Here is a 13,158-nt window from a genome sequence, read left to right as displayed (position 1 = left end):
TCGGGGATCAAGGGCCGTCCGGTCGCGGGTCGTTAAAACGCCGATGGGACTTCTATTTTCGTCCGTTGTCGTCTGCTACCGTCCGCGACTGAAACGCCCGGCCAGATAGTCACTGCGGCAGGCGTTGCGCGCGAGCTTCCCACTGGTGGTGCGGGGGATGATCCCGGCCGCCACCATCTGCACGTCGGCGACGCGAACTTGGTGCTGACGCGATACGGCCGCCCGCACCGCTTCGATGATCGGGCCAGGCTCCGATCGGCCCGCCCCGGCTGCCCGCTCGGCGACGATCACCAGTTCCTCGCCCCGTGGACCGGGCACCGAGAACGCCGCGACGTAACCCGACCGCACCGCGGGTGAGCAACGGCTGACCGTCGTCTCGATGTCGCGCGGGTAGTGATTTCGCCCGTCGATGACGATCAGGTCCTTGATCCGTCCCGTGACATAGAGTTCGCCGTCGATGTATACGCCGAGATCGCCGGTGGCCAACCACAATCCGTTGTCGGCTACACCCTCGGCGTGACTGTTGCGGGCAAGCCGGGTCTGCAACTTGTTGCCGAACACTCGCGCAGTCTCCTCGGTCCGTTGGAAATAACCGCGACCGATGTTGGCGCCGTGCAACCAGATTTGGCCCACTGTCCGTTCGGGCACCTCATCGCCGTCGTCGTTGGTGATGACCGCCCACTGGTTGGGGATCGGTCGCCCGCAGGACACGTATGCGACCGCGCCCGCCGTATCCGCCGTTGCTAGGACAGCGTTTCCGGCACCGAGTTCCTCTCGGTCCAGATACACCGCACTGGCCGCGGCGTCGGGCGCGATGCTAGCCACCGAGAGGGTCGCTTCGGCCATCCCGTAGGACGGCTTGATCGCCGTGGCAGGGAGCCCGTACGGGGCGAAGGCGGCGGTGAACTTCTCCACCGCTGCCATCGTCACCGGCTCCGAGCCGTTGAGCAGGGTGACCACATTGCTGAGATCTAGCTCCTCGCCGTGCGGCGGCAGCCCCCGCTCGGCGGTCAGTTCGAACGCGAAATTCGGCGCTGCGGCCAAGGTACGGGCGTGGGCCGCCTCCGCTGCAAGCTGCTTGATCCACCGATAGGGCCGTCGAACGAATGCCATCGGGTCCATCAGCGTGATGTGGCCACCGGACAGTGCTGGGAACATGATCATGATCAGGCCCATGTCGTGATAAAGCGGCAGCCAGCTGACACTGCGCACACCGATGTCCAAGTCGCCCGCGATGATCATCTGCAGCACATTGGTGCACACGTTGCGGTGGGTGATCTCGACGCCGGCAGGGCTGCGTGTCGACCCCGATGTGTACTGCAGATAGGCGACGTCATCAGTGCCGACAGCCACCTCGTTGAAGGCCGCGCCGAGAGACTGGGGCACGGCGTCCACCGCGATGAGCCGAGGTCGATCGTGGGCCGGGACCTTGCGCAGGAAGGCGCGTATCGGCTCCGCGGTTGCGGCTGTTGTCAAGACCACCGCAGGCGTCGCATCGGCCAGTACGGCGGCTAGCCGTTCGGCGTGACCGGCCAAACTCGGCGCGAACAGCGGCACGGCGACATTTCCGGCATGAACGGCGGCGAAGAACGCCACCACGTAATCCAGGCCCTGAGGTGCCAGGATTGCCACCCGTTCGCCGAACGAGGCCACCCGTTGCAACTGGGCGCCCACTGCACGCACTTGCGACCATAGGGCGCTCCAGCTCAGTTCGATGATGCGGCCGTCTGGATCCTGTGAATAGTCCAGGAAGCGATATGCCGGGCGGTCGCCGAACGCTGCATGATTGCGGCCCATGAAGGCTGTCAGCGTCATGCCGTCGGGCACCAGGATCCTGCCGTCGGAGTCCACGTAGTCCTCGATGCTCGGCACGTGTGACACGTCGGCGTTGCTGTTCAGCATGTTTGCGCCGACCACAGCAGAGTTTCGAGGCGGGTGATGAGCGGCTTCGAACTGCCCACAGTTGGTCGACGTCCAGTGGCCACGAACCGAATATAACTCGTTGATGCACACAATGCATATTTGGCATAACAGGCACTATCCGCATGTCGCGCACCTAGGCGTTGCCCGCTGAAGGCGACTATTGGCAGGTCACCATGCGGCAGCGCCAGAAAGGGCTACGAGGGAGGCTTACGAGGAAGGAAGGGCGAGTCAGTTCTGGTTGCCGTGTGCGAAGAAGCTCTGTGCGAGCGCGGCCGCATGCTGCAGGTACTCCATCGGTGTGTCGTCCCCGTCGATCGGGGCGGACCTGGCCCACTTCATCATGCCGGTCCGAACGACTGCCAAAGCCAGCGCCGCAATCAAAGCCGGAACGTCATCGTGGGGCTGGACCGCGCAGCGATCTGCGACCAGGCCCGCCAGGCGAATCTGAAATTGGTCGAATTGAGTCAGGATCGCCGACGCCACTGCGCTGGTGCTATGACCAATCTCGAACTGTGCCGCCAGGTCTTGGCGGTTGGGCAGTGGGTTCTCGGACAGACTGCGGATGGTCAAGGTGATCACGTCACCGAGCAGCACCGAGTTGGGCGCCGGGCCGGCTGCGACGAACTCCGCCGCGAGATCGTGCGACACCCTCAGCGGTGCATAGGCGATCGCGAATTCCTTGCTGGGAAAATAATTGAAGAACGTCCGAGGTGAGACACCCGCCTCGGTGCTGATCTCTTCGACGGTGACCTTGTCATAGCCTCGCTCTTGCACCAATCGCAGCGCTACTCTGTGGATGTCCAGCGTCGTCTCGCGACGCCGGCGCTCCCGCAGATTCTCCGAACTCGGCATGATTGACATGGTTACACATTCCGAACACGCTGCGGTGCGTCAGTCTCTGTCTGCCGGTCAGCGAACAGCGCATCTACCGCGCGATCGACCCGGTGCCGCCGTGCGGTCCGGCAACGCAAGAGGGGCACCCGAACCGGGTGCCCCTCTTGCGGACTGCGTTGAGAGTCAACGTCATCCATGCACCGAGGTGTCGACGTGCGGAACTGTCGCGGCCGGGCCGAGGTTGTTGACCCAGTCGTTATGACCCAGGTCGGCCTGCGCGGGTGCGGCAAGGCCTAGGACCGCGGCGGTCAGCGCGCCGGCGATGGCTGTGGTGATCGTGTACTTCGTCATGTCTGTTCCCTCTTCCTCAGCGGCCGGAGCGGATTTCCGTGCCGCTGATGGTTCTAACGTCACGGTGGCCCCGGTTTAGTTCCGGTGGCAGCAGATGATCGGGGGTTGGCAGGAATTGATGCGTAGTGGCCGAATCCGTGCCCCCAGAGTGTGTTCCGGCGCACAGCCCGCACCGAGTTCGGCCCCGACCTAGCATGGTGGCCGGGACGGGGAGCAGGGAGAGACGCCATGCCCACACCCGACACCAGGCCCGTCAACCTCGTCCTGGCCGGCGGCGGAGTCAAGGGCATCAGCCTGGCCGGGGCTGTCGTGAAGCTGATGGAGGCCGGCTTCCGTGCATACCGGGTAGCGGGCTCATCGGCGGGGTCGATCGTCGGTGCGATCGTCGCGGCAGCCGCCACCGATGACCAGCTCACCCCCCCCCACGACCTCCGGGACCTCACCCTTGGCATCGACTACCGCAAGTTCCTCGACCCCGGCCCGCTCGAACGGGTCCCGCTGCTGGGTCCGTCCTGGGCAATCCTGCAGGGCACCGGCATCTACCGGGGTGACTATGTCCACGCGTTCGTCACCGAACAGCTGGCCCGCCTCGGGGTGCGCACGTTCGGTGATCTCCGGCTCGACGACGACGAACTGCCTGAGGAACGCCGCTATCGACTGGTGGTGACCGCCTCCGACGTCACCACCGGCCAGCTGGTCCGGTTGCCCTGGGATTACCGCAGGGTTTACGGGCTCGATCCCGACGAGCAGCTGGTCGCCGACGCGGTGCGCGCCTCGATGTCCATCCCGTTCTTCTTCCGGCCGGTCACCCTTACCAGCGCGGCCGGCAGGACCTCGACCCTCGTCGACGGCGGGCTGTTGTCGAACTATCCGATCGACTCGTTGGACCGGACCGACGGCCGCCGGCCCCGATGGGTGACGTTCGGTGTGACCCTGCTGCCCGACCTGCCGGAGAACAACGACAAGGTCATTCCGGCACTCGCGCCGCTGCGGCTGTTCGGCGGACCGAGCCTGCTCGAGGACGTCATCACCACCATCCTGGTCGGCCGCGACCAGGCCTACCTCAACGAGCCGTGGGTGAACGCCCGGACCATCCGCGTCGACGCCACCGAAGCTGGCGTGCTGGACTTCGACGTCAGTCAGCGCCAGATCGACGCGCTCTACGCCGCGGGACATGCGGCCGCCGGCGCGTTCCTGTCGACGTGGGACGAGGCTGCCTACCTCAGACGCTTCCGCCGACCGTGACTTCGGTCGCCGCGCGCTGAGCCGGTGTCCCCCGATCGGGGGACACCGGCTTCCACCCGGTAAAGGCCCGCTCAGCGGACAGATATCTCTTCGATGGTGCGAGATCGTTGTCTCACCGCCGGCAAACCGGCGAAAGCACGAACAAAGGCACGACATGACCATCTCGACGACCGCCACCAGGTCCACCATCTGGTTCAAGCGGATCGCAGCCGGCGCCATCCTGGCTGCCGGTCCCGCCCTGGTTGCACTGGGAACCGCGACGGACAGCTACGCCGACACCGCGGCGGTGAATGCCGACTCCAGTCGGATCAGTGCCGGCACCAACATGAACGCACCGACGCCGCACCCGGCATTCCCCCAGCAGCACAACCAGCCCCAGCCGGGCACTTCGATCCATCATCACCACCAGTGGAACCGCCATCGCGGCTGACGAGCCGGGCCAGGTTCTCAGGCGGGCCGTCCGTCGGAAACCCAGGCGCCGCCGTCAGCCGTCGCACTGTCGAGGACGAACTCGGCGACCCGCGACCGGTGCTGCTCGGCATTGCCCAGCAGCGCGGCGTCGGTGGCGGCACGCTTGAAGTACAGATGCGCCTGGTGCTCCCAGGTGAAACCGATGCCGCCGAGCACCTGGATGGTGTCCGCCGCGATCCTGCTGAACGCCGCCGAGGCGATCGCCTGGGCAATGCTGGCGGCCAGCGCCGGGTCATCGGAGCCGTCGGACAGTGCCCACACCGCGTGGTAGGCCGCCGAGCGGGCGTGCTCGAGGTCGACCAGCATGTCGGCCAGCTTGTGTTTGATCGCCTGGAACGAGCCGATCTGGCGGCCGAACTGCAACCGGGACTTGGCGTAGTCGACCGCCAGGTCGAGCAAATGCTGTGCGGCACCGACCTGTTCGACGGCGAGCAACGCCGAACCCACCTGCAGCGCATGGGTGATCACTCGTTCGGCGTCCTGCGGCCCGGCCACTAGCCGGGCAGGAGCGCCCGCGAACGTGATCGTGGTTTGCGGCCGGGTCAGGTCCAGGGTCACCAGGTCAGTGCGCTGGGCGCTGGAAGCGTCCACCGCGTAGAGTCCGACGCCATCGGAAGTCCTTGCCGCCACGAGGATCTCGTTGGCAGCTCCACCGTCGACCACCCGCTCGACGGTGCCTGTCACGGTGTCGCCGTTCGCGCTGACGGTGACCGCATCGGGGTCGAATGCACCGGCCACGTCGCCCGCCGCGACCGCCGCGGTCTTGGTGCCCTCCACCAATTCGGCGAGCAGTGTGTCCCGCACGGGTGAACCCTGGCAGGCCACCAGCGCCGGGATGGCCAGGTAGACGGTGCCGAACAGCGGACCGCAGGTCAGGGTGGCACCGAATTCCTCCACCGCGACGGCCTGGTCCACCAGGGAACCGCCGACGCCGCCGTCGGCCTCCGGCACCGACAGACCCAGCACGCCCAGCTCGGAGCCCAGCCGGTTCCACACCGTGGCGTCGAACGGCACGTCGGATTCCATCAGGCGTCGCACCGTCTGCTCACCGAAATTGTCGGCACAGAACTTTCTGACCGCCGCGCGCAGCTGCTGCTGCTCCTCGGTGAATCGGAACTCGCCGCTGGTTACGGGCTGCTCAGCCACGGGGAACCTCCTTCCACGGCATGCCGGCATCGGCACGCAGGTCACCGGGCAGGCCGAGCACACGCTCGCCGAGGATATTGCGCATCACCTCGGAGGTGCCGCCCTCGATGGTGTTGGCGCGGCTGCGCAGGAAGCGCTGCTGGATCGGGCCGCGCCAGTCGCCGCTGTCACCCGCCCCGTCGCGCAGCTCGTAACCGTCGTACAGGATCCCTTCGGGCCCAAGCAGATCCATGCACCACTGGTAGATGTGCTGGTTCAGCTCGGCGCCGACCAGCTTTCCGATCGAGGCCTCCGGTCCCGGCCCGCCGGCGGTGGCCGACGCCCTGGACCGCTCCGAGGTCAGGCGCTGAGCCTCCGACCGCAGCCACAGCACCGAGAGCCGGTCACGTAGCACCGGGGTCTGCAGGTCCGGTCGTGACGCCCACAGCGCCACCGCGTCCTTGATGGTCCCGCCGCCCCGCCGGCTGCCGCTGGCACCCAGGGCGCTGCGCTCGTTCATCAGCGTGGTCATCGCCACCCGCCAGCCGTCTCCGACGGCCCCGAGCCGATGGGTGTCCGGGATGCGGGCGTCGGTGATGTAGACCTCGTTGAACTCCGCCTGTCCGGTCATTTGTCGCAGCGGGCGGGTCTCCACGCCGGGCGCGTGCATGTCGAGGACGAAGTAGGTCAGACCCTTGTGCTTGGCCACGTCAGGGTTCGTGCGCGCCAGCAGCAGCCCCCAACGGGCGCGGTGGGCCAGGCTGGTCCATACCTTCTGGCCGTTGATAACCCACTCGTCACCGTCGGGGGTGGCCGACGTCGCCAGGCCGGCTAGGTCCGAACCGGCGCCGGGCTCGGAGAACAGCTGGCACCAGATGTGCTCGGTGGTCGCCAGCGGCCGCAGTAGTTCTCTCTTGAGTTCCTCACTCTGGGCGTGCTCGCGCACCGTCGGCGCCGCCATGCCGTAGCCCATCGGGTTGAGGCCCAGCGGCACCGGCCCGCCGGCGCCCTGCAGGATTCGGTCGGCGACGGCCTGCAGCCCGCGCGAGACGCCCAGTCCGCCGAGGCCTTCGGGAAAGTGCACCCAGGACAGGCCGGCGTCGTAGCAAGCGCCGAGGTACTCCTGGATCGGGACGGTTTTCGGATCGTGGTCGATCACGATCCGCTGAGCCAGGTCAGCGACCCGGTCGGCATCAGCAACGTTGCTCATGACGACACGATAGGGAACGGCGACAAGACAGTTGTTGGCAGGTGTCAAGTTCTCCCGAACGCCGGCGGCGGAGCGTCGGAGCTCGGGATCAAAGGCCTGATCAGGCGGCCGTGATGGCATCGAACTAGAACGTGTTACAGTTCGGCCGCGGTGGCAATGCGCGCACGCCGCCTGCGCCCCGTTCGGTCAGGAGGCTGAGTGACGGTCAACCGGATCAAGACCCGGTCGTTGTTGATCGTCACCGCCGCCTACCTCCTCGCCGTCGCGGCCGGCGCCGGCTGGCTGCTGTGGGGCCCGTCGGCCACCGGGCTGCTGTGGTTAGACGCCCTTACCGCCGATGTCCTGGCGACCTTGGTGGTCTTCATCTTCAGCCGCGCCTACCGCAACTCCAGCTTCTACGACGCCTACTGGAGCGTCATCCCGCCCTTGCTGTTGGTCTATTGGTGGGCGGCCGGACCGGTGGGTCTGGACTCGCTGCGCTGCTGGCTGATCGCGATCGTCGTCGGCTACTGGGCGGTGCGCTTGACCGGCAACTGGGTGTACGGCTTTCCTGGTCTGCACCACGAGGATTGGCGCTATCCGCGCCTGCGCGCCGCGGCCGGCAGGTGGGAGTTCCTCGCCGACCTGGTCGGTATCCACCTGGTTCCCACTCTGCAGGTGTTCCTCGGGATGCTGCCGGTGTATGTGGCGGTGACGGCGACCGGGCCGGGGCTGCCGTGGCTGGCCTGGGTCGCCTTCGCCGTCGGCATTGCGGCGGTGACCCTCGAATTGGTCGCCGACACCCAGATGCACCGGTTCGTGCGGACCAAACAACCCGGTGCGGTGATGGAACAGGGGGTTTGGGCCTGGTCGCGGCACCCGAACTACCTCGGTGAGATCATCTTCTGGTTCGCTTTGGCGCTGTTCGGGGTTGCTGCCTCACCGCATGACGCGTGGTGGTTGTTCGTCGGGGTCTCGGCGATGATCGCGATGTTCCTGGGCGCCAGCATCCCGATGATGGAGGAGCGCAGCCTGCAACGCCGCCCGCAGTACCAGGACGTCATCGACCGAGTTCCGATCCTGATTCCCCGTCCGCCCCGGAAGGCCAGCGTGTGAAACCCAAAGTCGTCATCGCCGGCCTCGGCGACAGCGGAGTGCTGACCGCGATCCGGCTGGCCCGGCACGCCGATGTCGTCGGCATCTCGGTGAAACCCGCGCTGGTCAGTGGTCAGGAACTGGGGCTGCGGCTGGCCAGGCCCCGGGATTGGGCGCGCGACAACTGGATCGCGTTCGACAAGTTCCGTGCGCTGGACCGCGTCCGCACCGTGCAGGCCACTCTCACCGGACTGGACCTGGAGAATCACTCGGTGTTCGCCGCCGCGGCCGACGGCACACCGCTGACCGAGACCTACGACGTGCTGGTCATCTCCACCGGCGTCAGCAACGGTTTCTGGCGTCGGCCCACACTGCAGAGCCCCGACGAGATCGCCGCCGACCTGACCGACACCCACAACCGGCTTGCGGACGCGGCATCGGTCATCGTCGTCGGCGGTGGGGCGGCCGCGGTCAGTGCGGCCGCCAACATCGCCGCCGTGTGGCCGGGTAAGCAGGTGGACCTGTACTTCCCGGGCGAGCGGGCCCTGACCGACCACCATCCGCGGACCTGGGATCGGGTGCGGTACAAGATGATCGAGCGCGGGGTGCGGCTTCATTCCGGGTATCGCGCCGAGTTGCCGGTGGGATTCAGCGGTGAGGAGATCACCGCCGGATCGGTCAGCTGGACCACCGGGCAGCCACCGGCCTCGGCCGACGCCGTGCTGTGGGCAATCGGTCGGGTGCGGCCCAACACCGACTGGCTGCCGCCAGAACTGCTCGACGACAACGGTTTCGTACGGGTGACACCAGAACTGCAGCTCTGCGGGCACCACCGGGTGTTCGCGATCGGCGACGTCGCCGCCACCGACCCACTGCGCGCCTCGGCCCGCGCCCGCGCCGACGGGCTGCTTGCCCACAACATCCGTGCGGCGCTCGCCGGCCGTCCACTCAAGACCTACCGGCCGCCCCGGCGGCGGTGGGGCTCGGTCCTGGGCATCCAACCCGACGGACTGGAGGTGTTCGCGCCCAACGGCACCGCCTACCGGTTCCCGTCGTGGTCGATCGATCGGGTGCTGATGCCGTGGATTGTCCGTCGGGGTATCTACAAGGGCGTGCGGCGCAACCAGCCGCTGACCTAGCCGCTGGCCACACAACTCTTTGCCAAGAGTTCGCCTGGGCCCCGGCACTTTTCGGGGTGTTCGCTAATAGCCTGCATGAACCGCACTTGCCCGGTACCTTTTCGGATTGGGACGAACGGAGGGGAACCGTGAATAAGTTTGCGATGGCGTTGCTGGCGGCTGCTGCCTTGGCCATAGGTCCGCTGGGATCGCTCGGCGCTGCGCCGGCGGCGCAGGCTGACTGCCGTGGTGGTTGCGGCCCGGGTGGCCCGGGTGGTCCGGTCATCGGTCCCGCCGGGCCGGTGGGCGTTGGTGGCCTCGGCCCGGTTGCGGGTCCGGTGGGCCCTGTCGGTGTGGGCGGTGTGGTCGGCCCGGTCGGGGTGAACCCGGTGGTCTACGCCATTCCCGACGGATATCCGCTGTACCCCGCGTACATCGGTGAGGTGCCCTGCTACACCCCTGACGGTCAGCCCTACTACACCCCGGGAGCGGATCCTTGTCTGTGCTTCGCCCCGACCGGTGACGTCGTTCCCTGCTGAACGTCGCTGTTCGCGGCCGTCCTCGCCCGAACTGACAGGACGGCAATCGACGGTAGGCTTTCGCCGTGGCGGTCTTCGGTCGGAACACGGCGCGCCGGCGCCTGAAGAGGGCGACGCAACAAGCCCTCTCGGCGCCGACGTTCGACGCCCCCGCCGACTGCACACCGTGGGTCATCGGCGGCCTGTGGCCCGCTGAACTGGAGACGGTCACCCCGTCGACCGCGCTCGTCGCCGAGCACCTGAAGAACGATCTGCAACGCATCGCGGATTCGGCCAATGAGCGGTTGCGCGCGTTGCGGCACTCGGGGTACCCCGAACCGGCCCGGCGGGCCGAGGAGGCCCGGATCATCAACGTCGCGCGAGCCTTCGCGGTGCTGCGGGTCGAGTCAACGGTTCGCCAATTACGCAGTGGTGCAATCGGTTTTGACGCCGGACCGCCGAGCTTGGCCGCAGCGCCCGAGGTGGCGCCGCGACGGCCGGTCATCGAGGACACTCAGGTGATCGCCATCGTCGTCGACGACGAGGACACCGGCCCCCAGATCGTGGAGCCCGTTGTCGTGGAGCCGGTGGTTCTGGAACCGGTCGAGCGGGAGCCGATGGTGGCGGAGCCGGTCGCGGTCGTGGCACCCGAGTCCGAACCCGGGCCCGAACCGGCGGTCGATGATCACCGCCTCGAGTCGCTGCTGGAATTCGTGGCCCGCCAGGAACCGGGACTGCGCTGGGCGGTCGGTGAGCGAGCCGACGGGACGCTGCTCGTGGTGACCGACCTCGCACACGGCTGGATCCCGCCCGGCGTGAGTCTGCCCGCCGACGTCGAGCTCCTGGCACCCGCGCGTCGCACCGGGCGGGTCGCCCACCTTCTGGGCGACGTCGCGCGGACCGCCGTCTACAACCCGGGCGATCCGTTCTCGATCCGATCTGTGCACGCTGCGACCTCACCGAAAGCTCGCGCGCTGCCGCCGGTCGAGGATCTCGGCTGGAAGTTGGTGGAGGCCACTCACTGGCGAGACGGTTTGCCGCGCCTGGTTCACACCCTGGCCAAGGCCGGTGCGGCCCGCACCGGCGTGGTCGACGCCGAGGTCGATGTCCTACGGGTGCACTGCGATACCGCCCGCTACCAGCTCATGGCCCAGTACCCCGACATCGACGCGGCCACTTTGAGCAACTGTCTACTGCTTGCCGCGACCGAGGCGATCGCGCTCGGCGACGAGCTTTTCGCGAATTACCACTTCGCCTGGTTCGAGACGCTGAACGCGCCCACGGGTGGACACTGGGGTGCGGTGACGTGACGCATGAGGCAGGCGGAGGTTGCTGGGACATTTTTCGGCCGCGCCGCCGCTCATCTGCGCAGAGGTGAATTGACGCAGGTAGTAGCACTCGACATACTGATCGAATGGCTGGGTCCAGCAGTGATCACGAGCTTAGCGACAAAGATCTGGTCGATGCGGTCCTGCGTGAGCTGAGCGAGGCTGCCGATCGCTGGGAGGCGCTTGTCGCGCAGGCTGAGACCATCACCTACAGCGTCGACCTGGGCGACATTCACGCGGTGGCGAACTCGGACGGCAAACTCGTCGACCTCACCCTGCACCCCGCGGTGGTGACCGACTACAACCACCGCGAGCTAACCGACCGGCTGAATCTGGCGTTCGCCGCACTGCGGGAAGAAGCCGAAATCGACAACCAGGCGCGCTACGGGGGCGACTTGAGATGAGCCGCTCCGACGCCTCTGCGCCCGCCGTCACCGAGTTGCTGGCAGGAGGACTCCGCCCGTGCCGTTGAACTTGTCCAACCGCGACCAGAATTCCGGTCACCTGTTCTACAACCGCCGACTGCGGGCAGCCATCACGCGATTCTCCGTCCGGATGAAGCACGACGACCGCAAACAACAGGCGGCCGTCGCGCTGTCCTTGGTCTTCGTGCTGATCGGCTGCGGCTGGATGGCGCTGCTGCACTTCATGAAGCCCGCCGGCCTGGTCGGACAGTCCAACATCGTCGGCAACCGGGACACTGGTGCGCTCTACGCGAAGATCAACGGCCGGCTCTACCCCGCGCTCAACCTGACCTCGGCGCGGTTGGCCACCGGCTCGGCGACCCCGCCGACCTGGGTCAACGCCGCCGAGATCGCGAAGTACCCGACCGGTCCGATGATCGGGATCCCCGGTGTGCCCGATGATCTGACGGTCGCGGCCAACCCGGTGTCGGCATGGTCGGTCTGTGATACGGCCCCGGCCCGCGGCAGTGGTCAGCCGCCGGTTGTCACCGCCATCGCCGGCCAGCTTTTCTCCGGCGGTCGCGCCCAGGCCATGCGCGACACCCAGGCCGTCCTGGCCAGCCACGGCGACGGCACCTACCTGATCTGGAACGGTCAGCGCACCCAGATCGATCCCGCCGACCGGTCGGTGACGTTCAACCTCGGCCTTGACCCCGGCAATACCCGTCCCATCCAGATCTCCAACGCCCTTTTCGATGCGATGCCGGCGACCGAACCCCTTGTCGTACCGGTGATTCCGGACGCAGGCACCCCGTCGCGGCTGTTGCCGGACTCGGTGGTCGGTCGGGTGCTGGAGACCAAGGACGCCAACGGGGACGTCAGCGGCTTCTACGTGCTGTTGTCCGACGGGGTCCAGAAGATCACCGGCTTCGTCGCCGACCTGCTGCGTACCGCCGACAGCCAGGGCACCACGACGCCGCAGCTGATCTCGCCCGACCGGCTCGTCGACATCCCGGAAGTCTCCGAGCTCAACGTCGGCTTCTATCCGACCGGCAAGCTCGACTTCATCGACACCGACGCCAATCCGGTGACCTGCGTGGGTTGGCAGAAGCAGACGACCGACCGTCAAGCCACCGTGACGTTCTTCAGCGGGCGCGGGCTTCCGACGCCGGAGAGCATGGACTCCCACATCGTGGCGCTGGTTCGCGACAGCCGCGATGCCGATTCGGTGGAGGCCAGCCAGACCCTGATGCTGCCGGGAGCGGCGAACTTCGTCGCCTCCACCAGCGCGGCGACCAGTTCGGACACCAAGGAGAGCCTGTATTGGGTGTCGCCGCAGGGTGTTCGGTACGGCGTCGAGTGGGATCAGAGCACGCTGCAAGCGCTCGGGCTGGATCCGCGCCGCGCCGTCCAGGCGCCGTGGCCGATCCTGCGCACGTTCGCCGCCGGCCCGGCAATCAATCGGGCGACGGCGCTGCTGGCCCGCGACACCATCGATCCGGCCGGTGCGGTGGCGCCGGTGGCGGCGTCCAATCAACAGAACGCGGGAGGCTAGCG

At 67.4% G+C, this 13,158-nt stretch carries 13 protein-coding genes; 8 read left to right on the top strand and 5 right to left on the bottom strand.

Going from position 1 to position 13,158, the window contains the following annotated elements:
- Positions 1-75 precede the first annotated feature (75 nt).
- From ACXDF8_RS01090 to ACXDF8_RS01080, 3 genes are all read right to left on the bottom strand, one after another.
- Positions 76-1,902, bottom strand: a complete 1,827-nt coding sequence (locus ACXDF8_RS01090; protein WP_457221398.1) for a fatty acyl-AMP ligase — start codon at positions 1,900-1,902, stop codon at positions 76-78.
- Positions 1,903-2,151: 249 nt separating this feature from the next.
- Positions 2,152-2,775, bottom strand: coding sequence for a TetR/AcrR family transcriptional regulator (locus tag ACXDF8_RS01085; RefSeq protein ID WP_457221397.1), 624 nt, complete (start codon positions 2,773-2,775; stop codon positions 2,152-2,154).
- A gap of 171 nt (positions 2,776-2,946) precedes the next feature.
- Complete coding sequence (locus ACXDF8_RS01080) at positions 2,947-3,108, bottom strand: hypothetical protein (RefSeq protein WP_457221396.1); 162 nt, start codon at positions 3,106-3,108, stop codon at positions 2,947-2,949.
- 228 nt (positions 3,109-3,336) lie between these two features.
- Between ACXDF8_RS01080 and ACXDF8_RS01075 the strand changes: the two genes are divergently transcribed.
- Together ACXDF8_RS01075 and ACXDF8_RS01070 are read left to right on the top strand one after the other, a co-directional pair.
- Complete coding sequence (locus ACXDF8_RS01075) at positions 3,337-4,353, top strand: patatin-like phospholipase family protein (protein WP_457221395.1); 1,017 nt, start codon at positions 3,337-3,339, stop codon at positions 4,351-4,353.
- 154 nt (positions 4,354-4,507) lie between these two features.
- Entirely contained in the window at positions 4,508-4,783 is a 276-nt protein-coding gene (locus ACXDF8_RS01070; protein ID WP_457221394.1) for a hypothetical protein, read from the top strand.
- 17 nt (positions 4,784-4,800) lie between these two features.
- Here ACXDF8_RS01070 and ACXDF8_RS01065 read toward each other — a convergent pair whose 3' ends face one another.
- Positions 4,801-5,970: an acyl-CoA dehydrogenase family protein gene (locus ACXDF8_RS01065; RefSeq protein ID WP_457221393.1), complete on the bottom strand. Its 1,170-nt coding sequence runs from the start codon at positions 5,968-5,970 to the stop codon at positions 4,801-4,803.
- Entirely contained in the window at positions 5,963-7,159 is a 1,197-nt protein-coding gene (locus ACXDF8_RS01060; RefSeq protein ID WP_457221392.1) for an acyl-CoA dehydrogenase family protein, read from the bottom strand. Before ACXDF8_RS01060 ends, ACXDF8_RS01065 begins: the two co-directional genes overlap by 8 nt.
- Positions 7,160-7,357: 198 nt before the next feature.
- Between ACXDF8_RS01060 and ACXDF8_RS01055 the strand changes: the two genes are divergently transcribed.
- The 6 genes from ACXDF8_RS01055 (at position 7,358) to eccB (ending at position 13,156) form a co-directional block, all read left to right on the top strand.
- Positions 7,358-8,254 (top strand): DUF1295 domain-containing protein, encoded by an 897-nt coding sequence (locus tag ACXDF8_RS01055; RefSeq protein WP_457221391.1) that lies wholly within the window; start codon positions 7,358-7,360, stop codon positions 8,252-8,254.
- Positions 8,251-9,372: an FAD-dependent oxidoreductase gene (locus ACXDF8_RS01050; protein ID WP_457221390.1), complete on the top strand. Its 1,122-nt coding sequence runs from the start codon at positions 8,251-8,253 to the stop codon at positions 9,370-9,372. The genes ACXDF8_RS01055 and ACXDF8_RS01050 overlap by 4 nt, the downstream gene beginning before the upstream one ends.
- Before the next feature lie 128 nt (positions 9,373-9,500).
- The gene (locus ACXDF8_RS01045) at positions 9,501-9,890 is read left to right on the top strand and encodes a hypothetical protein (RefSeq protein WP_457221389.1); all 390 of its coding nucleotides are present in this window, start codon (positions 9,501-9,503) and stop codon (positions 9,888-9,890) included.
- Positions 9,891-9,955: 65 nt separating this feature from the next.
- Entirely contained in the window at positions 9,956-11,179 is a 1,224-nt protein-coding gene (locus ACXDF8_RS01040; RefSeq protein WP_457221388.1) for a DUF5631 domain-containing protein, read from the top strand.
- A gap of 104 nt (positions 11,180-11,283) precedes the next feature.
- Positions 11,284-11,601 (top strand): DUF2710 family protein, encoded by a 318-nt coding sequence (locus ACXDF8_RS01035; RefSeq protein WP_457221387.1) that lies wholly within the window; start codon positions 11,284-11,286, stop codon positions 11,599-11,601.
- A gap of 58 nt (positions 11,602-11,659) precedes the next feature.
- On the top strand, positions 11,660-13,156 hold the full coding sequence (gene eccB / locus ACXDF8_RS01030; RefSeq protein ID WP_457221386.1) for a type VII secretion protein EccB: 1,497 nt from the start codon (positions 11,660-11,662) through the stop codon (positions 13,154-13,156).
- The last annotated feature ends 2 nt before the right edge of the window (positions 13,157-13,158 follow it).

The organism is Mycolicibacterium sp. CBM1 (genome assembly GCF_054073305.1).
This window is presented reverse-complemented; position numbering and strand designations above follow the sequence as displayed.

Coding starts and splice junctions, on each gene's coding strand:
- ACXDF8_RS01090 (WP_457221398.1), bottom strand. CDS start 1,902: ATGCTGAACAGCAACGCCGACGTGTCACACGTGCCGAGCATCGAGGAC.
- ACXDF8_RS01085 (WP_457221397.1), bottom strand. CDS start 2,775: ATGCCGAGTTCGGAGAATCTGCGGGAGCGCCGGCGTCGCGAGACGACG.
- ACXDF8_RS01080 (WP_457221396.1), bottom strand. CDS start 3,108: ATGACGAAGTACACGATCACCACAGCCATCGCCGGCGCGCTGACCGCC.
- ACXDF8_RS01075 (WP_457221395.1), top strand. CDS start 3,337: ATGCCCACACCCGACACCAGGCCCGTCAACCTCGTCCTGGCCGGCGGC.
- ACXDF8_RS01070 (WP_457221394.1), top strand. CDS start 4,508: ATGACCATCTCGACGACCGCCACCAGGTCCACCATCTGGTTCAAGCGG.
- ACXDF8_RS01060 (WP_457221392.1), bottom strand. CDS start 7,159: ATGAGCAACGTTGCTGATGCCGACCGGGTCGCTGACCTGGCTCAGCGG.
- ACXDF8_RS01035 (WP_457221387.1), top strand. CDS start 11,284: ATGGCTGGGTCCAGCAGTGATCACGAGCTTAGCGACAAAGATCTGGTC.